We start from the raw sequence: 24,595 nt of genomic DNA on the forward strand, positions 1-24,595 counted from the left end.
CATGACCTTTCTCGTGACCGGAGCCACCGGCCAGGCCGGCCGCCGGGTCGTCGACGCGCTGCTCGCCGAAGGGCACCGGGTGCGCGCGCTGACCCGGCGTCCCGGCGCGGCGGCCCTCCCGCCGCAGGTCGAGGTGGCCGGGGGCGACCTCACCGACCCGGAGTCGCTGCGCGACGCGTTACGCGGCGTGGTGGGCGTCCATCTGCTGACCACCGGGGGCGACGACCACGCCACCCTCGCCACCGGGCCCGAACTGGCCGCGCTGTTCGCGGAGGCGGGCGTGCGGCGGGTCGCCCTGTTGTGGAACGGGCGGGTGGGGCCGGTCGAGGAGGCGTTCGCGGCCGCACCGGTCGAGTGGAGCCGGCTGGAGGCGACCGACTTCATGGGCAACACCTTCCAGTGGCTGCCGCAGATCGAGCGGGGCCGGGTCGAGGAGGTGTTCGGGGACGTGCCGGTGGCGGTCGTCCACGAGGCCGACGTCGGCGCGGTCGCGGCCCGGGTCCTGATCGACGGCGGGCACGCGGGGCGGTCGTACACGATCACCGGGCCGGTCGCCCTGACGGCGCGCGAGCGGCTCGCGGCGATCGGCGAGGTGCTGGGACGGCCGCTGGAGTTCGCCGAACTGGGCGAGGAACAGGCGCGGGAACGATGGCGGGCGGCCGGGCACGGGGAGGAGCTGATCGAGATCTTCGCCGCGTGGCACAGCACTCCTCACCCGGCCACCTCGGCCGTCAGGGACCTGCTGGGGCGAGAACCGAAGTCGTACCGGGACTGGCTCGTCACGACCTTCGCAGGCCGATGACCTGCAGCGCGGCGAAGGCCGCGACCACCACGGCCTGGGCGACGGCCCACAGGGCGCCGACGGTGGTGAACGACCACGCGACCACGGCGGCGACGCTGCCCAGCGACCAGAGGAGGTTGAGGGTGATCACGGCCAGGGTCGCGGGCCGGCTGATCGGGCGGCGCGTGGACAGCAGGCCGACCGCGAGGGCGTACACGACCAGGAAGGCGCCGATCCCCCGGAGCAGGCCGGCCTCCGGGCCGAGCAGGGAGCCCAGCGGGGCGGCGAACAGCAGGTAGGCCAGGCCGTTGCCGCCGGTGACGACGGCGTCGCCGAGGAGTGCCAGGCGCAGGAAGTCGGGGCGGTGGGTGACGGCGGTCATCTCGGGCTCCTCCGGCGGAAAGGGGACGTGCTGACACTCCGAAAGATGTCAGCCGCCGCGCGGAGCCGCGATTACGCGTCAGGTAACGCTCAGCCCGTCTTCCCCTTCGCCGGTTCGGTGAGGGTGAAGACGCGCAGGAACGTGTCGAGGGACTCGGGGCGGCCCCAGTAGACGACCTCGCCGGCCCTGGCCGCCCTCATCAGCGCCCGGTAGGAGGGCAGGCCGTCGGGGCCGAAGGTGATCACGAGGTCGGGCTCGCGGGGGGCCGGGCCGACGCCGGAGACGAGTTCCCCGTCGTCGACCACGAGGTGCAGGACCACGTCGTGGACGTGGACCTCCCAGACGGCGTGGACGCCGCGCGCGGCCCGCGCGTCGAAGGCCGCGCGGAAGCTGATGGTCATCAGCTCGGGCCGGATGATCTCACCTGGTTCCGGGTCGCCCATCTGGCTGGCGCCCCAGCGCCCGAGGGCCAGCAGGGCGGGCTGGAGCTCGATTCCAGCGGCGGTCAGCGCGTAGAGCACGCCGCGCTTGGGCGCGGGGGCGAGGCGGCGCTCGACGATGCCCGCCTGCTCCAGCTCCTTCAGCCGGGTGGCCAGCACGTTGGTGGGGATGCCCGGCAGGCTCTCGACCAGGTCGGTGTAGCGCAGGGGGCGGACGAGCAGGTCGCGGACGATCAGCAGCGCCCATCGTTCGCCCACGATCTCGAGGGCGCGGGCCAGGCCGCAGTACTGCCCGTAGTCACGGCGCGTCATGCAGAAATCATAGCTCACTTTCTCATGCAGAAATCATAGCTCACTTTCTCGAAAGAAGTTAACTTGCAAAAATGAAGTGCCGCTGGCTACTGTCACGGCATGACTTCCATCAGGCTGCCGCTCGCCGTCGGCTTCGCCGGGATCTCGGCCGCGATGGTGGCGATCCTCGTCGCGGCCGGGGTGCCGACACCGCTGCTCCCGGTCTACGAAGCCTCCTGGCACCTCGCGCCGTGGGAGCTGACGCTCGCGTTCGGCGTCTACTCCCTCGCGCTCCTGCTCACGATCCTGGTGATCGGCTCGTTGTCCGACCACGTCGGCCGCCGGCCGCTCATGATCGCGGCGCTTGCGGTGGAGCTGGTGGCGATGCTGGCGTTCCTGTCGGCGTCCTCGATCAGAGGGCTCGTCGCGGCCCGGATCGTGCAGGGCATCGCCACGGGCGCGGCGTCGAGTTCGTTGTCGGCCGCCGTGGTGGAGCTCGCGCCCGCCCGGCACAAGAAGCTCGGCGCGCTGGTGACCACGGTCGCGCCGCTGGCGGGCCTGGCGCTGGGGGCGATCTTCGCGGGCCTGCTGGCCCAGTTCGCGACCGAGCCCGTGTTCGCGGTCTGGCTCGTGCTCGTCGTGGTCATGGCGGCCGGCACGATCTTCACGTTGTTCACGCCCGAGACGTCCACCCCCAAGCCGGGCGCGTGGCGGTCGCTGCGGCCGCGCGTCTCGGTGCCGCCGCAGGTGCGGCGGCTGTTCGCCACGACCCTGCCCGGCACGATCAGCGCGTTCATGACGATGGCGCTGTTCCTCGGGCTGGTCCCGATCGTGCTCGGCGGCGAGTTCGGGGTGCACCGCCCGATCGCCGGGGCCCTGGCCGCCTTCGTCGCCTTCACCGCCGGCGGCGTCGCCTCGGTGGTCACCACCCGGGTGGCGCCTCGAACACTGCGCCTGTACGGAGCGGCTCTCGTCGCCCTCGGCGCAGTGCTGTTCGTGGCGACCGTGACCTCCGGAGCCCTGCCCCTGCTGTGGGTCGCGGCCGTCTTCGGCGGGGCCGGGGTCGGCACGTCGTTCTCCGGCATGACCCGGGGCCTGGTGCCCGAGGTGCGGCCGCACGAGCGCGCCGAGTTGTTCGCCGCCATCTACCTGGTCGGCTACCTCGCGCTGGGGGTGCCCGCCATCGTCGCCGGTCAGCTGGTCGCGGTCGTCGGCGTGACGTCGATGGCGACCGGCTACGGCACGATCGTCGCGATCGTCGCCGTGGCGGGCACCCTCGTCACGGCCGCGCGACCCCGTCGTACTCGACCCACAGGTGGCGCGGTCCGCGCAGAACCGGACTTGGCCTATAGGGCGGCGGGTCGCTGACCAGCCTCGGCCCGATCAGGCGGCCGACCAGCTCGGTCAGCACGATCTGCGCCTCCAGCCGGGCCAGCGGCGCGCCGAAGCAGTAGTGGACGCCGCCCCCGAACCCCAGGTGCTCGTTGCGCGGCCGGTCGAGGGAGAACCGGTCGGGGTCGGGCACGTGGGCGGGGTCGCGGCTGCCCGCCGCCAGGGCCAGCACGATCGGCGACCCGGCCGGGATGACGACCCCGCCGACGGTGACGTCCTCCAGCGCCGTACGCGAGGAGAGCATCTGCACCGGCGGCTCGAACCGCAGCAGCTCCTCGACCGCCGGCACGATCAGGCCCGGATCGGCGTGCACACGGGCCAGGATCTCGGGGTTGCGCAGGAAGGTCAGCATGCCGTTGGCGATCAGGTTGATCGTGGTCTCGTGCCCGGCGATCAACAGCAGCACGCCGGTCCTGACGATGTCGTCCCGGGTCATCTCGCCGTCGGCGATGAAGCCCGACAGCAGGTCGTCGCCGGGCTCGCGGCGGCGGGCGTCGACCAGGCCGCCCAGGTAGCCGTCGAGCTTGGCGGTCACCTCCAGCCGGGCGCGTTCGCGTTCGGCGCGGTGCTCCTCGCCCGGCGAGAGCGTCTCGATCAGCTCGTCGGCCCAGGCGTGGAACCGTCCCTCGTCCTCGCGCGGCACGCCGAGCAGGCGGCAGATCATCGCGACCGGCAGCGGGTAGGCGACCTCCTCGACCAGGTCGGCGCGGCGTTTGCCGGCCAGGCCGTCGATCAGGCCGGTGGTGATCGCCAGCATGTCGGGACGCAGCGCGTCGATCCGGCCGGGCGAGTCGGGCGGGCCGAAGTGGCGCATGGCCAGGCGGCGCAGCCGGTCGTGCTCGGGCGGGTCGAGGGCGATGAAGGCCGGCACGCGGTCGGCGTCGCGGCGGCGGGAGCTGATCCGCGGGTCGTGCAGCAGCGCGACGATCTCCTGGTAGGTGCTGACGACGTAGGTGCCGTCGTCCTGCCGCGCCACCGGGGTGGCCCGCAGCTCGGCGAACAGCGGATAGGGGTCGGGGCGGCCCGACGGGTCGAGCAGCCGCTGGAACGGGCAGGTCACGACGTGACACCTCCGGGCGTCTGCAGCAGCGAGACCCGCCGTTCGGCCGGGTCGTGGCCGGTCACGACCACGGTCGCGTCGGCGGAGGGCGACAGCCGGTCGGGCACCCGGGCGGGCTGCGCGTCGCCCGGCGGGAACGGCGCGGCCTGCTCGATCCGGTGCTGGTAGAACTCCAGCCACATGCCCTGGTCGAAGGTGACGGCCGCGGTCATCCGCCCCTGGTAGCCGTACGCCGCGACGAACCGGCGGTCGGCCGTCGAGCCCTGCGTGACGACGATCTGGTCGGCGAAGGTCGGCACCCCGACCGACTTGATGTTGATCCCGAACTGGCTCGACCAGAACACCGGCACCGCCAGGTGCGGCCAGCGGTGCGCCTGGTCGCTGATCATGTTGTGGGCGGCGATCTCGGCCTGGGCGACCGCGTTCCCCCAGTGCTCCAGCGTCATGAACTGGTACTGGTAGAGCGGGTGCGGGAACCGCGCGATGTCGCCGGCCACGAAGACGTCGTCCAAGACCAGCCCGTTGAGGTCGACCGCGCGGCAGCCCGCGTCGCACGTCACCCCCCACACCCCGGCGGCCAGCCCCGACCCGCGCAGCCACTCGACGTTGCGGATCGAGCCGAGCGCGACCACCGCGACGTCGGCCTCGACGACGGAGCCGTCCGACAGGTGCGCGCGGCGGAACCGCCCGTCGGCGTCGCCCTCCAGCGAGGTGACCGTGGTGCCGCAGCGCAGGTCGACGCCGTGCTCGCGCTGGATGTCGGCCGCGACGTCGCCGATCACCCCGCCCAGCGCGCTCACCAGCGGGGCCGATCCGCGCTCCACGACGGTCACCGGCAGGTCGAGCTCCCGGCAGACCGAGGCGATCTCGCTGCCGGTGAAGCCCGCACCCAGGATCAGCACCCGTTTGGGTCCCGCCGCCAGCGCCGCGCGCAGCCCGGCCGCGTCCTGCGCCGAGCGCAGGGTGAACACGCCCGTCAGCGCGCCTCCCTGCTCCTCGGGCCAGGGCCGGGCGCGGGTGCCGGTGGCCAGCAGGACCCGGTCGAACTCCACCTCGCGCCCGTCGGCCAGCAGCACCTTCTTCGCGGCGACGTCGAGACCGGCGGCCGGGGTGCCGGCCAGCCACTCGGCCTCGACCCGGCGGACCTTCGGCAGCTTGGTGTGGTCGGCCGCGACCTCCCCGGTGAGCACCTGCTTCGACAGGGGCGGCCGGTCGTAGGGCTCGCCGTCCTCCTCGCCGATCACGGTCAGCCGGCCGGTGAAGCCGTCGCGCCGCAGCGCCTCGGCCGCCCGCGCCCCGGCCAGCGACCCGCCGACGACGACGATCCGGCCGTCGAACCGGTTCCCGCACTCGCGGGAGGCGGGCAGGGCGCGCATGGCCGTCCAGTCGAGGTGGATGGCCTGGACGGGACAGGCGGCTGCCGCGCGGAGGACGTGGTCGCGCTGGTCGTCGGGCGGGTCGAGGTCGTACCGCAGCGCCTCTTCACCCATGGTGAAGACCTCGGGCGCGAGGAAGACACACTGGCCGTAGCCCTGGCACCTGGTCAGATCGACGACCACTCTCACACCGTCAGCCGTGCCCGCCCCCGATGCCCGGCATGTTCAGAAGATGATGATCTTTGAGTAAGCACGCAGAATGTCCCCATGGCCAAGCGCATCCTGTACGTGCTCCTGGCGGTCGTCCTCGTCGTCGACGTGCCGTGGGCCGAGGACCTGCGCTTCGCGCACTCGCGCGCGGAGATGGCGGAGTTCGCCCGCGGCTTAGGGAAGGGCGCCGAGGTCCGCGACGTGCACCTCGGGTGGTTGTCGTTCGCCTTCGTCCGGCACGACGACGACGGGGTCGTCTTCTACCGGGGCCGGACCTGGGGCCAGGACGGCTACGGCTACATCTGGAACCCCGTCCGCAAGCCGGGCGAATTCCGCCACCTGACGGGCCCTTGGTACTGGGTCTGGAACGACGCGCACATGTGAGCGGCGCCAGGTCGTCAGGCGCCCCTGATGCGCGCCGAGGAGCGCGGTGACGTCGTCGGGGGTGTAGTGGCGAGGGCGTGGAGGAGGCTCGCCTCCCTGTCGGCGTCCAAGCCCGGGTCGAGCTGACCGGCGGCCTGGGCGGCCCCGATCTGGTCGGCGAGCAAGGCGAGCAGCCGCGTGTACCCCATCCGCATCGGCCGGCCCCAGGACGGTCGCCGGCAGCACGTCGAGCGGCGTGGGCTCGTGGGCGGCCACGGCCGCGATGCTGTATGGCATGCGGATCATCTTCATCGGAGTCGGCACCCGCGGCGACGTCGAGCCGTACACCGGGCTGGGCGCCCGGTTGCGCGCGGCCGGGCACGAGGTCACGATCGCGGCCCACGAGCCGTACCGCGACCTGGTGACCGGCGCGGGCCTCGGCTACCTGCCGCTGCCCGGCGACCTGCTGCCCGTCTTGACCGGCCGCCTCCCCTTCACCGCCTTCAAGGTCTACGGCGAGCAGCTCGTCGAGGGCCTGGCCGGGCTCGCCGGCACCGAGGCCGACCTGCTGCTGACCGGCGTGGCGGGCGCGGTGGGCCGGCACGTCGCCGAGGCGATGGGCGTGCCGAGCATGGGCGTGCACCTGCAGCCGATCGAGCCCACCGGAGACTTCCCGCCGGTCATGAGCGTGTTCCGGGGCTCGCTCGGCCGGTGGGGCAACCGCAGGGCGGCGCGGCTGGCGTTCGAGGTGCCCGCCGCCGGTCCGATGATCGCCGGGCTGAACGCCCGGATGCGGGCCCGCCTGGGGCTGCCGCCGATGACGCCGCGCGCCGTTCACCTCCGCCGCGAGGGCGACCGCTGGCCGGTCTTCCACGGGTTCAGCCCCCTGGTGGTGCCGCGCCCGGCCGACTGGCGGCCCGGACTGGAGGTCACCGGGTACTGGTGGCCGCACCGGCCCGAGGGCCGGCAGCCCGATCCGGTGGTGCGCGACTTCCTCGCGTCGGGCCCCAAGCCCGTCTTCGTCGGCTTCGGCAGCCTGGCCGACTCGCGGGCGGAGCAGTACACGGAACTGGCCCTCGACGCGCTGCGCCGGGCCGGGTTGCGCGGCGTCCTGCAGACCGGCGTGCGGGGACGGCTCACCGACGACGTGCTGGCGGTCGGCGACGTACCGCACGACTGGCTCTTCCCCCAGCTCGCCGCCGTCGCCCACCACTGCGGCGCGGGCACCACCGGGATCGGGCTCCGGGCCGGGGTGCCCGCGGTGGCCGTGCCCGTCATGAACGACCAGCCGTTCTGGGCGTCCCGGCTGACGGCGCTGGGCGCGGCCCCGGCCGCGATCCCGTTCCGCCGCCTGACCGCCGCCCGCCTGGCCGCCGCCCTCACCACGGCGGTCACCGACCCCGCCTACCGGCGGCGGGCGCAGGCGCTCGCCACCGGTATCGCGGCGGAGGACGGCGCGGCCCCGGTCGTCGAGGCGGTGCGCCGGCTCAGCGACGGGGTGCGCTGAAGCGGTGCAGTTCGAGGATCGGGGGCATCGGGGCCAGTCCCGGGCCGCCCGCGCGGATCCAGTCGGCCACGTCGGCGGTGGCGGAGCCGTCGTTGACGAAGGCGAGCCACACCGGCCGCCCTCCGGCGGCGCGGCCCTCGGGGGTCGGCTGGACGACGATGACGTTGGCCTGGTCGCAGACGTCGAGACAGTCGGTCACCCGCACTTCGGCGACCTCGCCCAGCAGCCTGATCTGCTCGTCGTGGTCGAGATGGGGAACCTTCCGGGTGCTGCCGCAGCAGCAGTCCCGGCACACGGTGACGCGCACCGGCGCCCGTCCTCTCTCGGGGAGATCCGCCCCGGCTCGTGAGGAGGCGACCGCGTGAGTCTCCTGGCTCTCGGGGCGACGGTGCGCCCCGATCACAGTGGCGGGACCGCGCCGGATTCGCACCGGTTTCCTCGTCCGCCGTCGCCTTGCCGAGGCATCGTCTCATATCGGGAAAAATCGGTCGGTACGCGGATACCTCGCCTTCTAGCCTGTTTCGCATGAGACTGTCGCGGCAGACCTGGCCGACGCTGATCAGCGAGGTGCGGCTCGGCCCGGAGACCTACCGGGTGGTCCGCCCGGCGCGGGCCTCCCGGCACGGCATGCTCTGGGAACACTGGTGGGGCGCGGAACTGAGCGTCGACCGCGCGACGGCGCTGACGGTCGCGATGGCGTGGGGGCTGGCGCCCGGTCGCCGCACAGCCTGATCTACCTGCCGCTGCGCGGGGCCCGCCCCGCCGACTCCGGCAACCGGGAGCGGCTGCTCGACCTGGTGCTGCTGCACCATCGTCTGGGGTTCCCGGCCTCGCGGTGGAAGCAGGTCCGGGCCCGGCTGGGGGCCGGGCGCCCGCATCGGGTGACGCTCCCGCCGAGGTCGTGGCGGCCGCCTGTCGACCACGAGCGTCGAGACCATCGCGAGTACCGCGACCATCTCCGCTGGGACGTCGCGGCCGACACCCTCTTCCTGACCGGCAGCCGGGCCGCCTTCGAGGCACAGCTGGGCGAGATGCGCGACCTGGTCGAAGAGGGCCCGGCCTTCCGAGCGCGGCACCCCGGCGCCCACTGCTGCGCCGAAATCGAGGTCGGCCGCCCTCGCTACACCGACCGGCACCCGTGGGCGGAACTGCACGTGAAATGGTGCCGCCAGCACGGCTGACCGGTTCACTCGTCCGGCCAGGAGAAGCCCAGGCGTTCGGCGTGGGTGCTGGGGTCCTCCTCGCGTAGCCGCTCGATGACGCGGGCCAGCTGGTCGTCGAGATCGCCGTCGTCGACCGGGATGGTCCAGCCGAACTGGATCCGGGGCCGGCCCCGCTGCCAGAAGACGAGCTCGAACCGGTCCTGTTCGCCCACCTGGGCGAGCACCCAGGCGAAATCGCACTGGTGGCGTCCGAGCAGGCCGGGGTCGTCGCCGAGATGGCGGGCGAGCCGGTCGGCCAGCGTGCGGGCGGGCCACTTCCAACCCTCGTCCTGTACGGCCGCCTCGATCGCCCGGTCGTAATCGGCGGCCGGGAACCGGAAGGTCGTCAGCGCGGCGTCCGGGCGGTGTCCCCGCCAGTCGCTCCACACGACCGTGTCCCCGTCGCGGGCGACCGTCACGTAAAGCGCCCCGCAGCACCCTTCATCGCACCACGCCTCGGCCAGCCGCACCTCGCGCGGCTCCGCCGTCGCCCGCAGCGCGGGCAGCAGTCGTTCCGGCACGTCAGGCGCACCGGCACGGAACCCTTCTGCCACGATCGGCAGCCCGTCGACCAGCAGCCGGGTCTCGACTCTGCCGCCGCGTGCCGGGTCGGGCACGGCGACGTACACCCCGAAACCGGAGGAAACGACCACGGGAGCCCTGGCTGCCCAGGCCGCCCGCCACCGGGTGAGCGGGTCGGCGGAGCCCCGCGCCTCGGCGAGAACCGGTTCCCAGCGCGGGGACACGATGAGCCGTTCGAGCCGGACGAGAGTGGCGGCCCGCTCCCCCGGCGGCCACGCCAGGCAGCCACTGGGGCCGCTGCGCAGGTCGTCGGCCATGGCGAGCGCGGAGGCCAGCAGGTCGAGCACCGGCTCCGCCGTCTCGGCGCGGGCGGCGAATGCGGTGAGCATCTGGCAGGCGTCGAGGAACTTGCGGATGCCTACGCCGGAGAAGCGGAATTCGATCTGCTCCTGCAATAACCGGCCGAGGCGAACCACGGTCGCGTCATCGACACCATCGAGCAGCTCGGCCGCCGACACATTCCGGCTGCCCGTAGCCGTTTGCAGTTCGGTCGGTGAAACACTCTGGCTACCGGAGGCCGTCTGCGACTCTGTCGGTGACAGACCTGGGCTGTCGGAGGCCGTCTGGAACTCGGCCGGTGAGACACCTCGGTTGCCGGTGGTCGTTTGCAGTAGTGACGCCAAGGTCTCCGGGTCACTCATGGGGCTTCACCGCGGAAGGGTGGGCTCGTTTCTGTCCGTCATGTCCGACACCTTGCCATAGTCGGATCGTGAAGTGGATTCCGTTGCTGGCGGTCGTGCTGCTCGCGGCGAACTGCCAGTGGACCTCGCCCGGGGGCCTGCTGCTCGCCCCCGCAACCCCGGCCGCCTCGATGGCGGAGGTCGCCGAGCGGCTGAGCGCGGCACGCTCGAACGACGGGTTCACCCGCCCGCTCGACGCCCCCCTCGGACCCCGGTGCGAGGCCGCCGACGATGTCGTGGTGCGGTATCCCGGTCACACCGATCTGCTGCGGCTCGCCGAGAGCAGCGATCCGCTGGCCGTCCGGGTCTGGCTCACCGGGAGCGTCGAGGGGAGGCGGCTCGCCGACCGGGTCCGGCCCTGTTTCGCGACCTTCTCCCCTCGCGAACCGATGGCGCTGGTGTACACGGGGGTCGTGGCGACCAGTTCCGACAACGGCGATCCCGTCGCGCAGGTGTACGTCGTCGCCCTTCGGGGGCCGTTCCTGGCCGAGGTCTCCTGGTGGTGGCCGGCCGAGTACGCCGAGGGTGTGGATCCGGGGCGGCTCGACCGCGGGCTCGACGCGGTCGTGGCCGTGCTCGGGGCGGTCAGCGGGGGGACAGGATCCTGAGCTGGAGCATCGCCGCGAAGCGCTGTTCCGGGTCGGTGAGGTCGATCTCGCCGACCTCGGTGACGCGGCGGAGCCGGTAGCGCAGCGTGTTGGGGTGGATGAACAGGGCGCCGGCCGCCTTGCCGACGTCGCCGAGCGCGTCGAGCCACGCCTCCAGGGTCTCGACGAGGCCCGCGTTGTTGCGTTCGTCGTAGTCCATCAGCCGGGCGATGGCGCCGCCGGGGCGTTCGTCGCGGGCGGCGGCCAGGTCGCGCAGTTCCAGGACCAGGGCGAGGGTCTGGACGTCGTCGAGCTGGGCCACCCGCAGGCCCGTGTGGCCTTCGCGCATGACCCGCAGCACGCGGTCGGCCTGGGCTTTTCCGTGGACGATGCCGCTGATGTCCGATCCGGCGGGGGCGACGGCGACGATGGCGTGCAGGTTGCCGTCGACGCGGTCGACGAAGTCGGCGGCCAGCCGCGCGGCGCGCTGTTCGGGGCTGCCGGTGGCGACGACGACCGGGAGCAGGCCGTAGACGGTGCCGCCGACGGCGGCCACGGCCGAGGCGGGCACGGTCGCCGACAGGTGGACCGACAGGGCGTCGGCCAGGCGTTCGAGGTCGGTGTGGGGGTGGCCGGGCAGCAGGCCGGCGCCGACGATGACGAGGCGGCGGGCCGACAGGCCGAGGCGGCCGAGGGCGTCGCGGGCCCCGGCGCCGCCTTCCAGGACGGTGCCGATCAGGTCGGTGCGCAGGCGGCGCTGGACGTCGGCGCCGGCGCGCAGCCGCAGCAGGTGGAGGGCGACCAGCTTGGAGGCGTCGAGGAGCGCCTGGGTGCGTTCGCGGTCGACCTCGCCGTCCATGGCGGCCCAGATGGAGCCGAGGACCTCGTCGCCGGCGCGGACGGCGATGGCGACGCGCTGCACGGTGGTCTCGTCGTAGCCGAGGTCCTGCGGTTTGACGACGACGGGGGCCTGGTAGCGGTAGAGGTCGCGGAAGACGCCGAGTTCGGTGAGCCGGTTGGCGTACCGTTCGGGGACCTGGCGGCCGATGACGGTCTCGACGCGGGAGGGGTCGGCCTCGTCCTGGCGGCCGGAGAAGGCGAGCACGCGGGAGCTGCGGTCTTCGATCGTGATGGGGGCGTCGAGCAGCGCGGCGACGGCGTTGGCGACGGCGAACAGGTCGCCCGACGGCAGGCCGCCGAGGGACTCGTGGCCGGTGACGCCGATGTCGCCTTCGGCGAGCATGGCGCGGATGAGGGCGGTCAGCTGCGCCCACGTGGCGCCCCGGCGCAGCCCGATCAGGGCGACGCCGCTCTCCTGGACGGCCGCCCGCACCTCCGCCGTGAGCGCGACCGGGGCCCTGACGACCAGGGCGACCGTGTCGTGGCCGCCGAGGGAGCGCAGCAGCGCGGGCAGCGCTCCGGCGGCGGGGTCGACGCCGACGCCCAGCACCAGCGAGCGGGGCGCGAGCACGGGTTCGTCGAGCGGGTCGAAGATGACCAGGGCGCTGATGCCGCCGGGGTGGTCGACGTCGCCCGCGACCAGTTCCAGGAGGGTGGAGCCCAGGTCGTCGAGGACGCGGCCGAGGCTCGCACGCGGTCGCTGACTCACGCCCGGAGTATAGGCGCGCACCTCAGAACGGGATCCACTCCACCGACGTCGTCACCCGGGCCAGCAGGTCGGGGATGGGGGTGACGCCCAGGCCGGGTCCGGTGGGGACGGCGACGTGGCCGTCGTCCAGGACGATGGGCTCGGTGATGTCGGTCCGGTAGAAGCGGTCGGAGGCCGACACGTCGCCGGGCAGGGTGAAGCCGGGCAGCGCGGCCAGCGCGATGTTGGCGGCGCGGCCGAGGCCGGTCTCGACCATGCCGCCGCACCAGACCGCGACGCCGTGGGCGGCGGCCAGGTCGTGGATCCTGCGGGCCTCCAGGTAGCCGCCGACGCGGCCGGGCTTGATGTTGATGATCTGGCACGCCCCCAGGGTGATCGCGGCGGCGGCGGTCTGCGCCGACACGACCGACTCGTCGAGGCAGATCGGGGTGGCCAGCTGCCGGGCGAGCGCGGCGTGGCCGAGCACGTCCTCCTCCTCCAGCGGCTGTTCGATCAGCAGCAGGTCGAAGGCGTCGAGCTTCGCCAGGTGGCGGGCGTCGCGCAGGGTGTAGGCGGTGTTGGCGTCCACCTGCAGGAGCACGTCGCCGCCGAACCGGTCGCGGACGGCGGCGACCGGCGCCACGTCCCAGCCGGGCTCGATCTTGAGCTTGATGCGGGCGTACCCCTCGTCGAGATAACCCTCGACGGCGGCCAGCAGCGCCGGGATGGAGTCGTGGATGCCGACCGAGACGCCGCTGGGCACCCGGTCGGCGACCGCGCCGAGTTCGCGGCCGAAGGAGCGGCCGAGGGCGCGCAGTTCGGCGTCCAGGATCGCCATCTCCACCGCCGCCTTGGCCATGCGGTGTCCCTTGTACGCGTGCAGCGCCCCCGCGACCCCGGCCGCGCCCGACCGGGCGAGCGCGGCGGTCCCCTCGGGCGAGGCCAGGCGCGGCAGCAGGAAGCGGCGCAGCACGTCCTGCTGGGAGTCGACGTATTCGGGCGAGTAGAGCGGGTCGGTCAGCGCGACGCACTCGCCCCAGCCTTCGGCGTCGTCGGTCACCGCTTTGACCAGCAGGATGTCGCGCTCGGTCTGGGTGCCGAACGAGGTGCGGAACGGCGCCACGAGCGGCATCGACAGTCGGCGCAGTTCGATTCCGCGCAGCTTCATGGGGTCTCCAGGTCGACGAGGTAGCCGAGGTCGCGGTCGAAGTCGACGACGCGGCCTCCGGAGGTCATCATCGGCGCGAGCTCGTCGCGGAGCCGCCGCCGCCACGCCACGGCGGCGGGCGGGTCGCCGGCCCGCAGCGCCTCGATGTCGTCGGGGACGGCGACGCGGCGGCCGGCCGGACCGGCGGCCGGGCGGTCGAAGGGCGCGCCGGAGCAGGCGGCGACGACCCTCGGCGAGAGCAGGTCCCAGCGCATCAGCAGCCGGTCGGTGTCGTCCGTGCCGTTGATCGCGTCGTGCATCGCGCCGTAGAAGTTCGGCAGGTACTCCACCGGCAGCGCCCCGAGTTTGACGATGTTGAAGTAGGCGTTGCGGCTGACGAGCGGGTCGAAGGTCCACTCGATCGTCGGGATGCCGCGGGCCAGCGCCCAGGCCCGCTGGTGGAGTTTGAGGGCGCCGCCGACGCCGCGGCCGCCCAGGCCCGGCACGACCCCGGCGACGTGGCTGTGCAGGGTCCGGGCCGCCGGTTCCTCGTGGAAGCCGATGCAGACGCCCACGAGGCGGTCGCCGTCGTAGGCGCCGGCGGCGTAGTTGCCGGCGCGGGTCAGCGCGCGGAGGAACTCCACGGTGATCAGCGGACGGCCCCAGATCTCCACGAGCAGGTCGATCATGGCCTGGGCGCCGGGCAGGTCGTGGAGTTCCCGGATCTCCACGCCGGCCTTGCGGGCCCGGTCGCCGGCGTCCCGGGCCGCGTCGAGGTGGTCGGGGAGCACGGTCAGCCGAGCTTCTTCGGGGTCGCCCGCGCGCCGTAGTGGACGTACTCCTCGCCGGTCGGCAGGGAGTAGAACGTGACCGGCACCCAGGTCTCCATGCCCTCGGGGCGGACGGCGTAGACGCCGGGCTCGACGGGGGTCATCTCGTAGGTCTGCACGGGGTCGTCCTCCAGCCCGGCCAGCGGGCCGGTGAGGATGGTGCGCAGGGTCGGCTTGCCGTCGTCGTCGAAGACCTCCATGCGGACCGACTCGCGCTCGTAGGCGCCGGCGTAGGGGGTCAGGTCGCCGGCGGCGGGTTCGGCCGGGGGCTCGAACGGCTCGGGCAGGTGGACGCCGGTCAGCTCGGCGAAGATCTCCTCGTAGAGGTCGACGTACAGGTCGTGGGTGTGGCCGCCGTTGGTGAGCAGCGCGACCGCGACGCCGGCCTCGGGCAGCACGCGCAGGAACGCGGCCTGGCCGATGGTGTTGCCGTCGTGGCCGTAGGCGCGGTGGCCGTGCCAGTCGCAGCGGAACCAGCCCAGCCCCCACGAGTCGCCGAGCAGCCGCTTCTCGGGGCAGTCGGTCTGGTACGCCGACATCGCCGCCGCGCTCTCCTCCGAGAGCACCCGGGTGCCGTCGGCGGCGAGCCCGCCGCGCAGGTGCATGCGGGCGAAGGCGAGCACGTCGGCGACGGGCGCGGTGATGAGCCCGGCCGGTCCGACGGCGCGCGGCAGCCCCCACACGGGCGCGACCACGGGTTCGGCGCCGCCCTTGACGTGGCCCATGGCGTGGCCGAAGACCATCGCCTCCTCGGGCAGGGTGGTGGTGCGGGTCAGGCCGAGCGGGGTGAAGAGCTTCTCCCTGATCGCCTGGTCCCACGTCTTCCCGGTGGCGACCTCGATGATCCGGCCGAGCACCGAGTAGCCCGCGTTGCAGTACGACCAGGTCGCGCCGATCGGGTGGTTCTGCGCCGAGTCGGCCAGCAGGGCGACGTACTTCTCCAGGGCGTCGTCGCCGCGGCCGGTGTCGGTGAACAGGTCGCCGTCGATGCCGCTGGTGTGGGTGAGCAGGTGCCAGACGGTGACGGCGGCGGTGGTCTCGGGGTCGCGCAGCCGGAACTCCGGCAGCACCTCGGCGACGGGGGTCCGGAGGGTGAACCGGCCTTCGTCGATCAGCTGCATGATCACGGTGGCCGTCCACACCTTGGAGATCGAGCCGATCTGCCAGACCGAGTCGGGGGCGGCGGGCTGGCCGGTTCCGGCGTGCAGCACGCCGGTGGCGAGGGTCAGCAGGTCGTCGTCGCGCAGGATGCCGAGCTGGGCGCCGGGCACACCGTGCTTGGCGGCCAGTTCGTCGAGGCGGTTCTGCCAGTGGGCCTGGTTCACGTGTGCTCCTTCAGCGGGTGGGCGGAGGCCAGGAGGTGGCGGGTGTAGTCGTGGCGGGGGTCGCCGAGCACCCGCGCGGCCGGGCCGTGTTCGACGATCCGCCCGGCGTGCAGCACCGCGACGTGGTCGGCGACGTAGCGGACGACGGCCAGGTTGTGCGAGATGAACAACATCGACAGGCCGAGGTCGCGGCGCATGTCGCGGATGAGGTTGAGCACCGCGCCCTGCACCGACACGTCGAGGGCGGAGGTGATCTCGTCGGCGAGGATCACCTGGGGCCGGGCGGCGAGGGCGCGGGCCAGCGCGACCCGCTGCCGCTGCCCGCCCGACAGCTGTCCGGGCAGGTCGGCGGCGCGGGCGGGGTCGAGGTGGACGAGGGTCAGCAGCCGGGCGATCTCCGACTGGCGGTCCTGGCGGGAGGGGCGGCCGGGCAGCGCCTCGGCGATGCTCTCCCCCACGGTCATGCGCGGGTCGAGGGAGGAGTAGGGGTCCTGGAAGACCATCTGCACCGGCCGGCGGCCCCGGGTGGGGACCGGGCGGCCGTCGAGGAGGATCGAGCCGGAGGTGATCGGGGCGAGGCCGACGGCGGCGCGGGCGAGGGTCGACTTGCCGCAGCCCGACTCGCCGACCAGGCCGACGGTCCGGCCGGCGGGCACCTCCAGGCTGACCTCGTGCAGCACGGTGTGCGCGCCGTACCGTACCGACACCTCGTGGAAGGTGAGCGCGCTCACGGGGCCTCCCCGGCCTTGTGGCAGGCCACGCCGTCGCGCAGCGGCGGCGCGACGGTGCGGCAGTGGTCGTCGGCCAGCGGGCAGCGGGGCGCGAACGCGCATCCGGCCGGCACGTCGACGGGGTCGACGGGCAGCCCGGGGATGACGGCGAGCGGCCGGTCGAGGTCGGTCTCCATGTCCGGCACGGCGGCCACCAGCGCCCGCGTGTACGGATGGCGCGCCAGCGCCCGCAGGTCCTTGGCGGGCAGCTCCTCAACGACGCGGCCGGCGTACATGACCAGGACGCGGTCGCACACGTCGGTCACGACCGACACGTCGTGGCTGATCAGCAGCAGCGCCGCGCCGGTGTCGCGGCGGACGTCGGCGAGCAGTTCGAGCACCTGCCGCTGCACGGTGACGTCGAGGGCGGTCGTGGGCTCGTCGGCGACGATGAGCCGGGGCTCGCCCATGAGGCCCATGCCGATCATGGCCCGCTGGCGCATGCCGCCGGAGAACTCGAACGGGTACTGCCGGGCCCGCCGCTCGGGGTCGCCGATGCGGACCGCGCGCAGCCGGTCGACCGCCCGCGCGAACGCGGCCCTGCGGCCCAGTCCCTGGTGGAAGCGGCTCACCTCGGCCAGCTGCGGGCCGACGCGGTGGGCGGGGTTGAACGAGGTCATCGGGTCCTGGAACACCACGGCCAGGGAGGTGCCCAGCCGCCGGTGGGCGCCGGGCGCCAGCAGGTCCTCCCCGGCGACGGCCAGGTGTCCTGCCTGGACGCGGACCGGCGGCTCCAGGAGCCCGGCCACCGCCAGCGCGGTCACGGACTTGCCCGACCCCGACTCGCCGACCACCCCGACGGCCTCCCCGTCGCCGACGGAGAAGCTGACGCCGCGCACGGCGTGGATCGGCCCGTTCGGGCCGGGGATGGTCACCCGCAGGTCGTCGGCCGACAACACCGAGTTCCGGGCCGGGGCGGTCGCGGGCGACGGCGGGCCGGCCGGGGGCAGCACGTGGGTGCGGCGCGGCCCGGCGGCGAACGCCTCGCCGGTGAGGTTGAAGGCGAGCCCGGCGAGCACGACGGCGATGCCGGGGCCGAGCGCGGCCAGCGGGTGGACGTAGATGCCGTTGAGGCCGTCCTGCATGAGCTTGCCCCAGTCGTAGTCCGGCGCCTGCACCCCCAGCCCCAGGAACGACAGGCCCGCGAAGGTGAGCAGCGCCGCGCCGGCCGTCATGGTCGCGTACACGATGACCGGTTCGGCGATGTTGGGCAGCACGTGCCGCCGGAGCATGCGCGCCCGGCCGACCCCGGCGATGCGGGCCGCCGCGACGTAGTCGCGCTCGGACACCCCGGCGATCAGGGTGTGGCACAGGCGGGCGAACGCGGGCGCGCCGGCCAGCCCGACCGCGAGCGCGGCCCCGCGCGCGCCGACGCCGAACACGACGGCGAAGAACAGCACCAGCAGCAGCCCGGGGAAGGCGACCAGGACGTTGACGGAGGCGGTGACCAGGCGGCCGAGCCGCCGTCCGAGGAGCATCGGCGCGGCCCCGAGAAGGAGGCCCAGCACCATGGCGATCGCGGTCGCCGCCAGCGCCAGCAGGATCGAGAGCCGGGCGGCGACCAGCACCCGGGCGAACAGGTCGCGGCCCAGGTTGTCGGTGCCGATCCAGTGCTCGGCCGACGGCCCGGCCAGCAGGTTGGCGGTGTCGACGGCGGTGGCCCGCTCCCCCCACAGCACCGGCCCGAACGCGGCGGCGAACAGCACCAGGGCGAGCAAAACGACCCCGGTCACGCCGACGGGCCTGCGCAGCGCCCTCATCAGGCCTCCCCGATGGCCGAGCGGGGGTCGAGCAGCGCGAGCGCCACGTCGACGACCGTGTTGATGAGCAGGACGCCGACGCCGTAGACCAGTACGGTGCCCTGCACCAGCGGATAGTCCTTGGCGACGATCGAGGAGACGATGGAGGAGCCGAGCCCCGGCCAGGCGAACACGTTCTCCACCAGCACCGTCCCGGCCACCAGCGAACTGAGCGCCAGCCCGCCGATCGTCAGCGTCGCGGTCACCGCGTTCGGCAGCGCGTGCACGACGTGCACCCGCACCGGGGTGAGCCGCTTGGCGCGGGCGGTGCGCACGTAGTCGGCCTCCATCACCGCGAGCATCTCCACCCGGACGATGCGCGACAGCACCGCCGCCGGGCCGATCGCCAGGGCCAGCACCGGCAGCACGTAGGAGTCGGGCCCGGCGCGCCCGGCGACCGGGAACACGTGGGTCTGCACGGCCAGCAGGTAGACCAGGCCGACGCCGAGCAGGAAGTCGGGGATCGCGCTCACCACGACGTTGGCGCCGGTGAAGGCCAGTTCGGCGCGCCGCCCGCGGCCCCGGCGGGTGAGCACCGCCATCACCACGCCGACGGGCACCGCGACCGCGACCGCCAGCAGGAAGGCCAGCAGGGCGAGCTCGGCGGTGGCGGGCAGCTGCTGGGCGATGACCTCGCCGACCGGGAGCCGGCTGGCGATCGACACCCCCAGGTCGCCCTGGAGGAGGTGGCCGAGGAAGGTCGCGTACTGCTGCCACAGCGGGTCGAGCAGGCCGAGCTCCTCCTTGTGGGCGAGCACCAGGTCGGCGGGGGCGGTGGGGCCGAGCGCCGCGCGCACGGGGTCGCCGGGCACCAGGTGGATCATCAGGAACGACGCGGTCACCAGCACCCACAACGACGCCAGCAGCCGCGCCGCGCGCCGGAGCGCGAAGCGCGGCCACCTGCCCACTCTGGGGCCGACTCTGGGGCCGGCCTTGAGGCCGGCCGTCGCGGTCTTCATGGTCAGCCGAGCATCCGGATGCTGGTCGGGACGATGCTGCCGACGACCGACAACTCCGCGCCCTTGACGAACGTCGGGACGACGTTGTTGGCGAAGGGCACGACGTCGGCGGCCTTGTAGAGGGCCTGCTCGGCGGCGAACCAGTCGGGGCACCCCTCGGCGCCGGTGGCGGCCATCGCGCGCTTGGCGGCGGCGAGGTAGTCGGGGTTGTCGATGGCGGCGAAGTTGGTGCCCTTGGGCGCGGCCGGGCCCGACACGAACGGCATCACCTGGTCGGGGGTGCTGACGTTGAGCGGCACCCAGGCGACCTCCCAGCCGCCGGTCCCGAAGATCACGCCGGACAGCTGGGTCTGGTTCTGCTGGACGGCCTTGGCGTCGACGCCGACCGCCTTCCAGGCCGCGACGGCCAGTTCGGCGGCGGCGCTGCCCGCGCTGCCCAGGGCGCTGTCGTACAGCAGGGAGACCGTCAGGCGGTCGCCGCCCTTGGCGCGCACGCCGTCGGCGCCCTTCACCCATCCGGCGGCGTCCAGTCCGGCGCCCGCGGCGGCGGCGTCGAAGGTGGGCAGGTTGCCCGCCACGGCGTCGCCGGTGCAGCCGCTCGGGGCGAGCACGGCCAGCTGGGTCGCGGCCGCGCCCTTGCCGGAGGTGATGGCGGCCTGGAGCTGATTGAGGTCGAGCGCCCGGGTCAGCGCCATCCGCACGGCCGGGTCGGAGGTGGCGTGCCCGTCGGCGTGGTTGTACCACTGCTGGCCGATGAGGGCCTCGGTGCCGATGGACTTCAGGCCCGCGCCCGTCAGGCGGGCTGCGTCGGCGCCGGTGATCTGGACGGCGTTGGCGGCCCCCGACAGCAGCTGGTTGGCGGCGGTGGTCTCGTTGGCGACGACCTTGACGACGACCTTCGCCGGCAGACCCGGCTCGGCCGTGGTCGCGCCGCCCGGACCCCAGGTGTAGCCCTGGCGCAGCTGGTAGGTGTAGTGGTCGGAGGGCACCGCCTCGACGAGCGTGTAGGGCCCGGTGCCGTTGGTGCCGGCCTTGAGGCTCGCGCGGTTCTTCATCCCGGCGTCGCACACCATCGGCAGGTTCGCGAACGCGTTCAGCGCGAACGGCGCGGGCGCGGGCAGCTTGACGGTGACCTTGGCGCCGTCGGCCGAAGCGGTGGCCCCGACGGGGACGAACACGCCCAGGAACGGGCTCTTGTTCTCCGGGTCGGTCACGTACGCGATGTTGTCGACCACCGTCTGGGCGGTGAACGGCGCGCCGTCGGCGCAGGTGACGCCGCTCTTGATGTCGAAGGTGAGGGTGGTGCCCTCGGCGGTCCACGATCCGGCCAGCTGGGGCTGGATGCTGCCGTCCTCGGCGACGGCGACCAGGTTGTCGTAGGCGTACTGCGTCAGCTGGAACAGGGTGCTGACCGCCGACGCCTGCGGGTCGAGGGCGCCCGGGTCGGCGGCGACGTTCAGGGTGAAGGTCTTGCCGGCGGCGTAGGCGGAGCCGGTCGTCCCGGCGGCCTGGCCGGGTGGGGCGGGGGTCTCGCCGCCGCAGGCGGCCAGGCCGACCGAACCCGTCAGGGCGAGTGCCGCCAGTGCCATCATGCGCGTCATGGCGTTCCTTTTCTCGAGACCACGCGGCCGTAGTGGATGTGCTTCGCGCGCCCCGATTCGTCGCGTCCGACGAAGGCGAAGACGGGATGGACGCCGTGGATCGGCTCCAGGGCGATGAGCGAGTCGCCCTCCAGGTGCACCAGCCGGGTCCGCAGGGGTTTCTCCCCGATCTCGGCGATGACGTCCTTGGGGACCCGCTCCAGCCAGATCGCGCCGTCGGCGTCCTGGCTGACGGTGATGTCGTAGATCGTGTCGGCGTACACACCCAGGTAGGGGGCCGGGTCGATCGGCTCGGGCGTGGCGGGCGGCGTCGGGCGGGGCGGCAGCGTGACGCCGGCCAGCCGCTCCAGCAGGGCCCCGACGACGTCGGCGTAGGCGCCCAGGACGTCGCCGCCGTTGGTCAGCAGCGCGACGGCGACGCCGCGGTCAGGCACGATCCGCAGGAACGCGGCCTGGCCGATGGTGCCGCCGTCGTGGCCGACGACGGCCCGTCCGTCGTACTCCTCCAGCTCCCAGCCGAGGCCCCACGCGCCGGCCATGGTGCTGAGCCGGGGCAGCCGCACCTGCGGCGTCCACATGGCCGCCACCGTGCCGGGCTTGAGCAGGCCCGCGCCGCCGTCGAGGTGCATGGCGGCGAAGCCGACCAGGTCGCGGGCGGTCATCGCGAGCATCGACCCGGCGGGCGCGTTCGAGCGGGCCAGCGCCCACGTCGGCGCCGGCACCGGGCCGCCGCCCTCGCCGGGCAGGTGCCCGACGGCGGCCCGGTGCAGGATCGCCTCGTAGGGGCTCGGCGAGACGTGGCTGAGCCCGAGAGGCACGGCGAGCCGCCCGACCAGCACCCGGTCGAACGGCTCGCCGCGCATGACCTCGACCAGCCGGCCGAGGACGACGAACCCGGTGTTGTTGTACGAGAACACCTCACCGGGCGGAAAGAGCTGCGGGATGTCCTTGATCGAGGCGACGTAGCGCTCGACGGCGTCGTCGCCCCGGCCGGTGTCGGTGAAGATGTCGCCCTCGAACCCGGCGACGTGGCAGAGCAGCTGCCGGACGGTGATCGCCGGGTCGCCGGCCTCCAGTTCGGGGAGGTAGGCGCGCACCGGGACGTCGAGGTCGACCAGGCCGTCGTCGACGAGCTGCAGCACCAGCGCGCTCGTCCACAACTTGGTGATCGACCCGATCTGGAAGACCGAGTCGGGCGTCGCCGCGACGCCGGTCGCGGTGCTGAGCACCCCGGCGGCGGCGGTCGTCACCCGGCCCTCGGCCAGCACGGCGACCGAGGCGCCCGGCACGCCGCGTTCGGCCAGGATCCGGGCGAGGTGCTCGTCGAGCCAGCGTTCCGGCGTCGTCATGTGCCGAGGCTAGATCGCCGGGCGGCCGTCGTACTCAGCCGATCGAACAACCCGAACCGGCCGCCCCTGTCCGATCGGACAAGGTGCTCAGGTCCAGACCTGGGCGGCCACCCGCCGGAAGTTGCCGCCCAGGATGCCGCGCACCGTCTCCTCCGGATAGCCGCGCCCGACCAGCTCCCTCTCGATGAGCAGGGTCGTCTCCGGCTCGACGAACGCGATCGTGCCCCAGCGGGTGTACTCCTCGGGGAACAGCTCGGGGTTGGCCGCCAGGTCCTCCATGATGGTGTCGGCGTCGAAGGAGTAGTCGCTGCCGATGCCGACGTGCTCGGGCCCCACCAGCTCGACGGCGTAGTCGATGTGCGCGACGAACGCGTCGAGGGTGGCGGTGTTGGGGCCGAGGAAGATGCCCACGCCGGGGATGCCGATGACGCCGCCGGTCGCGGCGCACTCGCGGGCCTGCTCGTCGGTGATGTTGCGGGCGTGGTCCCACACCCCGCGCATGGCCGAATGGGAGTAGATCATCGGCCGCTCGGAGACCTCCGACAGGTCCAGTCCGGTACGGGTGCCGCAGTGCGACCCGTCGACCAGCATGCCGACCTCGTTCATCCGCCGCACCAGGTCGCGCCCGTAGGCGGTCAGGCCGGAGTCGACGGCGTCCAGGCAGCCGCCCCCCGCGGCGTTGCCGTTGTTGTAGCTCGGCAGCAGCGACTTGACCCCCAGCCGGTAGAAGACCTCCACCATGTCCAGGTCGCCGGCCAGCGGCGCGGAGTCCTCCAGGTCGAAGGCGACCACGATCCGGTCGTCCGGCACCGCCGCGTCGACCTCCCCGACCGTCGTGGCCAGCGCCAGGTCGGGATGGGCCTCGATGGCCTGGGTGAAGTGCCCGATGTAGGCGAGCGCGTCCTCCCGGGAGTGCGGCGCGTAGCCGACGTTGACCGACACGTAGGCCCCGCCGGGGCGGCGGTAACGCAGCAGGTCGGCGACGTCGGCGTCGAGGCTGAGCGGCAGGCAGGTGTGCTGTTCCCAGAAGGCGCGGGGTGAAGTCATGCGGCCCATCCTGCTACGCGCCGATCACCGCCTGGTCAGCGCGCCGACGCTGAGCAGGAACGCCCCGCCGTCGGGACCGGTGCCCGCCTGCACCGACGCCTGACGGTGCCCGTCGCTCGCGACCGTCCAGAACGAGAGCGTGGTGCCGCCGCAGGTCTGCCCGGCCGGGTCGAGCTTGGCCGTGTTGCCGCGCGCGGTCAGCCGCCAGGCGCAGCCGTCGCCGGTGCGGGCCGTCAGCACCCGCCCGCGCCCGCTGAAGGCGACCTCCCCCTGCCGGGGCGTCTGCGTGACCCGGTCGTCGTAGCGGGTGGTGACGACGTTCACCCGGGCCGCCGGGTCGGCCGGGTCGTACCTCCAGGAGCCCGCGAAGCGCGCCCCCGGCCCGGCGGTCGCGCGGGTGCGGCGGCCGTCGTCGAGGCGGAAGGCGTAGTCGCCGCCGGGCTGGTGGCTGACGGCCTCGATGCTCTCGCGCAGGTGGCGGCCGGCCACGGTCACCGACCATTTCGTGATCGTGTACGCCGACCCGATGACCCGGTTGAAGCAGTTCTGCGTCGGCGGGTCGAGCTCCAGCGAGGCGGGCCTGACGGCGAACGTCCACGTGCAGCCCTGGTCGGTCCGGCCGGTGATCCTCGCGCCGGTGCGGGTGAAGACGATGTCGCCGATCTGCGGGACGTGGATCGGCGGAGTCGCCCCGACGACCGCGACGTTGCGCATCGTGGCGCGGTCGGGCTGGTCGTAGTTCCAGGTGCCGAGGTAGTCGTGGGCGGGCGGGCCGAACGCGAGGGCCGTGGACAGGACGAGCGCCGGCGGCGTCAGTGCGGAGATCATGGCCGGGACTCTACGAACCGGCGGCGGCCCCCCTCATCGGCCTGCCGGGGTGTCCCCGGGTACGCCCGGCGCGGTAGTTCAAAAGACGATCTTCATGTGGTCACCGTACGCGCGGCGAACTCGATCTTGGACGCGGAACGTTCCAGGATGATCACGCACTGCAACGCAACGGAAGGACACCAGTGAAGAGGATCATCCTCACCTCCGCCATCGCCGCCGTCATCGCCGGCACCGCCGGGATGGCGCACGCCTCGGTGTACGTCGCCTACGAGGGCCCCGGTTTCTCGGGCCGCAGCGTCGCCCTGAGCGCGTGCGGCATCAACAACATCCCGTTCGGGGGCTCCTACAAGTGGTACGGCACCGGCCAGAGCGGCCGGATGTACAACCAGCCCAACGCCGAGGGCGTGGCCCACTTCACGCTCGACAGCAACCGCAACGCCGAGCAGATCTCGCCGGTCGGCTGGAAGAGCGTCTTCATCGTCTGCTGACGTGAGACCAC

The 24,595-nt window shown here is 73.5% G+C and carries 26 protein-coding genes and 1 riboswitch; of the genes, 8 read left to right on the plus strand and 18 right to left on the minus strand.

Translation table 11 applies throughout. From position 1 onward, the window contains the following. Nucleotide 1: 1 nt before the first annotated feature. Nucleotides 2-802: an SDR family oxidoreductase gene (locus tag AW274_RS26685; RefSeq protein ID WP_063813607.1), complete on the plus strand. Its 801-nt coding sequence runs from the start codon at nucleotides 2-4 to the stop codon at nucleotides 800-802. Here the strand turns inward: AW274_RS26685 and AW274_RS26690 are convergent. Both AW274_RS26690 and AW274_RS26695 read right to left on the minus strand, forming a co-directional pair. Beyond that, entirely contained in the window at nucleotides 780-1,163 is a 384-nt protein-coding gene (locus tag AW274_RS26690; protein WP_062437290.1) for a hypothetical protein, read from the minus strand. The two genes, AW274_RS26685 and AW274_RS26690, sit on opposite strands and share 23 nt — an antisense overlap. Before the next feature lie 89 nt (nucleotides 1,164-1,252). Beyond that, on the minus strand, nucleotides 1,253-1,915 hold the full coding sequence (locus tag AW274_RS26695) for a winged helix-turn-helix transcriptional regulator (protein ID WP_062437291.1): 663 nt from the start codon (nucleotides 1,913-1,915) through the stop codon (nucleotides 1,253-1,255). Between the two features lie 99 nt (nucleotides 1,916-2,014). Between AW274_RS26695 and AW274_RS26700 the strand changes: the two genes are divergently transcribed. Then, complete coding sequence (locus AW274_RS26700) at nucleotides 2,015-3,262, plus strand: MFS transporter (protein WP_062437292.1); 1,248 nt, start codon at nucleotides 2,015-2,017, stop codon at nucleotides 3,260-3,262. Here AW274_RS26700 and AW274_RS26705 read toward each other — a convergent pair. Next, nucleotides 3,174-4,346, minus strand: a complete 1,173-nt coding sequence (locus AW274_RS26705; RefSeq protein ID WP_062437293.1) for a cytochrome P450 — start codon at nucleotides 4,344-4,346, stop codon at nucleotides 3,174-3,176. The two genes, AW274_RS26700 and AW274_RS26705, sit on opposite strands and share 89 nt — an antisense overlap. Next, complete coding sequence (locus AW274_RS26710) at nucleotides 4,343-5,905, minus strand: FAD-dependent oxidoreductase (RefSeq protein ID WP_198169425.1); 1,563 nt, start codon at nucleotides 5,903-5,905, stop codon at nucleotides 4,343-4,345. Before AW274_RS26710 ends, AW274_RS26705 begins: the two co-directional genes overlap by 4 nt. Before the next feature lie 84 nt (nucleotides 5,906-5,989). Between AW274_RS26710 and AW274_RS26715 the strand changes: the two genes are divergently transcribed. Next, a complete protein-coding gene (locus AW274_RS26715; RefSeq protein ID WP_062437295.1) occupies nucleotides 5,990-6,316 on the plus strand; it encodes a hypothetical protein in 327 nt (108 codons plus the stop codon). Between the two features lie 14 nt (nucleotides 6,317-6,330). On the opposite strand, the gene AW274_RS26720 is transcribed toward AW274_RS26715, so the two are convergent. After that, nucleotides 6,331-6,510: a hypothetical protein gene (locus tag AW274_RS26720; RefSeq protein ID WP_062437296.1), complete on the minus strand. Its 180-nt coding sequence runs from the start codon at nucleotides 6,508-6,510 to the stop codon at nucleotides 6,331-6,333. Nucleotides 6,511-6,590: 80 nt separating this feature from the next. On the opposite strand from AW274_RS26720, the gene AW274_RS26725 reads away from it, so the two are divergent. Next, the gene (locus tag AW274_RS26725) at nucleotides 6,591-7,802 is read left to right on the plus strand and encodes a glycosyltransferase (protein WP_062438007.1); all 1,212 of its coding nucleotides are present in this window, start codon (nucleotides 6,591-6,593) and stop codon (nucleotides 7,800-7,802) included. Here the strand turns inward: AW274_RS26725 and AW274_RS26730 are convergent. Continuing rightward, on the minus strand, nucleotides 7,783-8,109 hold the full coding sequence (locus AW274_RS26730) for a hypothetical protein (protein ID WP_062437297.1): 327 nt from the start codon (nucleotides 8,107-8,109) through the stop codon (nucleotides 7,783-7,785). The genes AW274_RS26725 and AW274_RS26730 overlap by 20 nt on opposite strands. A 36-nt stretch (nucleotides 8,110-8,145) precedes the next feature. Beyond that, nucleotides 8,146-8,284, minus strand: a riboswitch (cobalamin riboswitch). 43 nt (nucleotides 8,285-8,327) lie between these two features. Between AW274_RS26730 and AW274_RS41530 the strand changes: the two genes are divergently transcribed. After that, on the plus strand, nucleotides 8,328-8,534 hold the full coding sequence (locus AW274_RS41530; protein ID WP_062437298.1) for a hypothetical protein: 207 nt from the start codon (nucleotides 8,328-8,330) through the stop codon (nucleotides 8,532-8,534). Beyond that, entirely contained in the window at nucleotides 8,501-8,983 is a 483-nt protein-coding gene (locus AW274_RS26740; protein ID WP_062437299.1) for a hypothetical protein, read from the plus strand. Before AW274_RS41530 ends, AW274_RS26740 begins: the two co-directional genes overlap by 34 nt. Before the next feature lie 5 nt (nucleotides 8,984-8,988). Here the strand turns inward: AW274_RS26740 and AW274_RS26745 are convergent, their stop codons facing one another. After that, nucleotides 8,989-10,002: a serine/threonine-protein kinase gene (locus AW274_RS26745; protein ID WP_157520748.1), complete on the minus strand. Its 1,014-nt coding sequence runs from the start codon at nucleotides 10,000-10,002 to the stop codon at nucleotides 8,989-8,991. Nucleotides 10,003-10,295: 293 nt separating this feature from the next. On the opposite strand from AW274_RS26745, the gene AW274_RS26750 reads away from it, so the two are divergent. Continuing rightward, nucleotides 10,296-10,874, plus strand: a complete 579-nt coding sequence (locus tag AW274_RS26750) for a hypothetical protein (RefSeq protein WP_157520749.1) — start codon at nucleotides 10,296-10,298, stop codon at nucleotides 10,872-10,874. Here the strand turns inward: AW274_RS26750 and AW274_RS26755 are convergent. From AW274_RS26755 to AW274_RS26805, 11 genes are all read right to left on the minus strand, one after another. Beyond that, complete coding sequence (locus tag AW274_RS26755; RefSeq protein ID WP_062437302.1) at nucleotides 10,852-12,462, minus strand: PucR family transcriptional regulator; 1,611 nt, start codon at nucleotides 12,460-12,462, stop codon at nucleotides 10,852-10,854. The two genes, AW274_RS26750 and AW274_RS26755, sit on opposite strands and share 23 nt — an antisense overlap. A 22-nt stretch (nucleotides 12,463-12,484) precedes the next feature. Further along, nucleotides 12,485-13,609, minus strand: a complete 1,125-nt coding sequence (gene menC, locus AW274_RS26760) for an o-succinylbenzoate synthase (protein ID WP_062437303.1) — start codon at nucleotides 13,607-13,609, stop codon at nucleotides 12,485-12,487. Further along, nucleotides 13,606-14,379, minus strand: a complete 774-nt coding sequence (locus tag AW274_RS26765; RefSeq protein WP_083974843.1) for a hypothetical protein — start codon at nucleotides 14,377-14,379, stop codon at nucleotides 13,606-13,608. The genes menC and AW274_RS26765 overlap by 4 nt, the downstream gene beginning before the upstream one ends. A gap of 2 nt (nucleotides 14,380-14,381) precedes the next feature. Then, nucleotides 14,382-15,743, minus strand: a complete 1,362-nt coding sequence (locus tag AW274_RS26770) for a serine hydrolase domain-containing protein (RefSeq protein WP_062437304.1) — start codon at nucleotides 15,741-15,743, stop codon at nucleotides 14,382-14,384. Beyond that, complete coding sequence (locus AW274_RS26775) at nucleotides 15,740-16,474, minus strand: ABC transporter ATP-binding protein (RefSeq protein WP_083974845.1); 735 nt, start codon at nucleotides 16,472-16,474, stop codon at nucleotides 15,740-15,742. Before AW274_RS26775 ends, AW274_RS26770 begins: the two co-directional genes overlap by 4 nt. Next, the gene (locus tag AW274_RS26780) at nucleotides 16,471-18,273 is read right to left on the minus strand and encodes a dipeptide/oligopeptide/nickel ABC transporter permease/ATP-binding protein (protein ID WP_062437305.1); all 1,803 of its coding nucleotides are present in this window, start codon (nucleotides 18,271-18,273) and stop codon (nucleotides 16,471-16,473) included. Before AW274_RS26780 ends, AW274_RS26775 begins: the two co-directional genes overlap by 4 nt. Continuing rightward, nucleotides 18,273-19,271: an ABC transporter permease gene (locus AW274_RS26785; RefSeq protein WP_062437306.1), complete on the minus strand. Its 999-nt coding sequence runs from the start codon at nucleotides 19,269-19,271 to the stop codon at nucleotides 18,273-18,275. The genes AW274_RS26780 and AW274_RS26785 overlap by 1 nt, the downstream gene beginning before the upstream one ends. A gap of 2 nt (nucleotides 19,272-19,273) precedes the next feature. Further along, a complete protein-coding gene (locus AW274_RS26790; protein WP_062437307.1) occupies nucleotides 19,274-20,872 on the minus strand; it encodes an ABC transporter substrate-binding protein in 1,599 nt (532 codons plus the stop codon). After that, complete coding sequence (locus tag AW274_RS26795) at nucleotides 20,869-22,221, minus strand: serine hydrolase domain-containing protein (protein ID WP_062437308.1); 1,353 nt, start codon at nucleotides 22,219-22,221, stop codon at nucleotides 20,869-20,871. Before AW274_RS26795 ends, AW274_RS26790 begins: the two co-directional genes overlap by 4 nt. Nucleotides 22,222-22,308: 87 nt before the next feature. Continuing rightward, entirely contained in the window at nucleotides 22,309-23,268 is a 960-nt protein-coding gene (locus AW274_RS26800) for a dipeptidase (protein ID WP_062437309.1), read from the minus strand. 24 nt (nucleotides 23,269-23,292) lie between these two features. Continuing rightward, nucleotides 23,293-24,096: a hypothetical protein gene (locus AW274_RS26805; RefSeq protein WP_062437310.1), complete on the minus strand. Its 804-nt coding sequence runs from the start codon at nucleotides 24,094-24,096 to the stop codon at nucleotides 23,293-23,295. 182 nt (nucleotides 24,097-24,278) lie between these two features. Here AW274_RS26805 and AW274_RS26810 point away from each other — a divergent pair, with 182 nt between their 5' ends. After that, nucleotides 24,279-24,584, plus strand: a complete 306-nt coding sequence (locus tag AW274_RS26810; protein WP_062437311.1) for a MiAMP1 family antimicrobial peptide — start codon at nucleotides 24,279-24,281, stop codon at nucleotides 24,582-24,584. The last annotated feature ends 11 nt before the right edge of the window (nucleotides 24,585-24,595 follow it).

Source organism: Herbidospora daliensis (assembly GCF_001570585.1).
GTDB lineage: Bacteria > Actinomycetota > Actinomycetes > Streptosporangiales > Streptosporangiaceae > Herbidospora > Herbidospora daliensis.

Bases quoted from the DNA above. Each gene is read 5' to 3' on its own strand.
- AW274_RS26700 (WP_062437292.1), top strand. From the start codon at position 2,015: ATGACTTCCATCAGGCTGCCGCTCGCCGTCGGCTTCGCCGGGATCTCG.
- AW274_RS26715 (WP_062437295.1), top strand. From the start codon at position 5,990: ATGGCCAAGCGCATCCTGTACGTGCTCCTGGCGGTCGTCCTCGTCGTC.
- AW274_RS26800 (WP_062437309.1), bottom strand. From the start codon at position 23,268: ATGACTTCACCCCGCGCCTTCTGGGAACAGCACACCTGCCTGCCGCTC.
- AW274_RS26795 (WP_062437308.1), bottom strand. From the start codon at position 22,221: ATGACGACGCCGGAACGCTGGCTCGACGAGCACCTCGCCCGGATCCTG.
- AW274_RS41530 (WP_062437298.1), top strand. From the start codon at position 8,328: ATGAGACTGTCGCGGCAGACCTGGCCGACGCTGATCAGCGAGGTGCGG.
- AW274_RS26790 (WP_062437307.1), bottom strand. From the start codon at position 20,872: ATGACGCGCATGATGGCACTGGCGGCACTCGCCCTGACGGGTTCGGTC.
- AW274_RS26685 (WP_063813607.1), top strand. From the start codon at position 2: ATGACCTTTCTCGTGACCGGAGCCACCGGCCAGGCCGGCCGCCGGGTC.
- AW274_RS26780 (WP_062437305.1), bottom strand. From the start codon at position 18,273: ATGAGGGCGCTGCGCAGGCCCGTCGGCGTGACCGGGGTCGTTTTGCTC.
- AW274_RS26720 (WP_062437296.1), bottom strand. From the start codon at position 6,510: ATGCGGATGGGGTACACGCGGCTGCTCGCCTTGCTCGCCGACCAGATC.
- AW274_RS26725 (WP_062438007.1), top strand. From the start codon at position 6,591: ATGCGGATCATCTTCATCGGAGTCGGCACCCGCGGCGACGTCGAGCCG.
- AW274_RS26690 (WP_062437290.1), bottom strand. From the start codon at position 1,163: ATGACCGCCGTCACCCACCGCCCCGACTTCCTGCGCCTGGCACTCCTC.
- AW274_RS26695 (WP_062437291.1), bottom strand. From the start codon at position 1,915: ATGACGCGCCGTGACTACGGGCAGTACTGCGGCCTGGCCCGCGCCCTC.
- AW274_RS26805 (WP_062437310.1), bottom strand. From the start codon at position 24,096: ATGATCTCCGCACTGACGCCGCCGGCGCTCGTCCTGTCCACGGCCCTC.
- menC (WP_062437303.1), bottom strand. From the start codon at position 13,609: ATGAAGCTGCGCGGAATCGAACTGCGCCGACTGTCGATGCCGCTCGTG.
- AW274_RS26785 (WP_062437306.1), bottom strand. From the start codon at position 19,271: ATGAAGACCGCGACGGCCGGCCTCAAGGCCGGCCCCAGAGTCGGCCCC.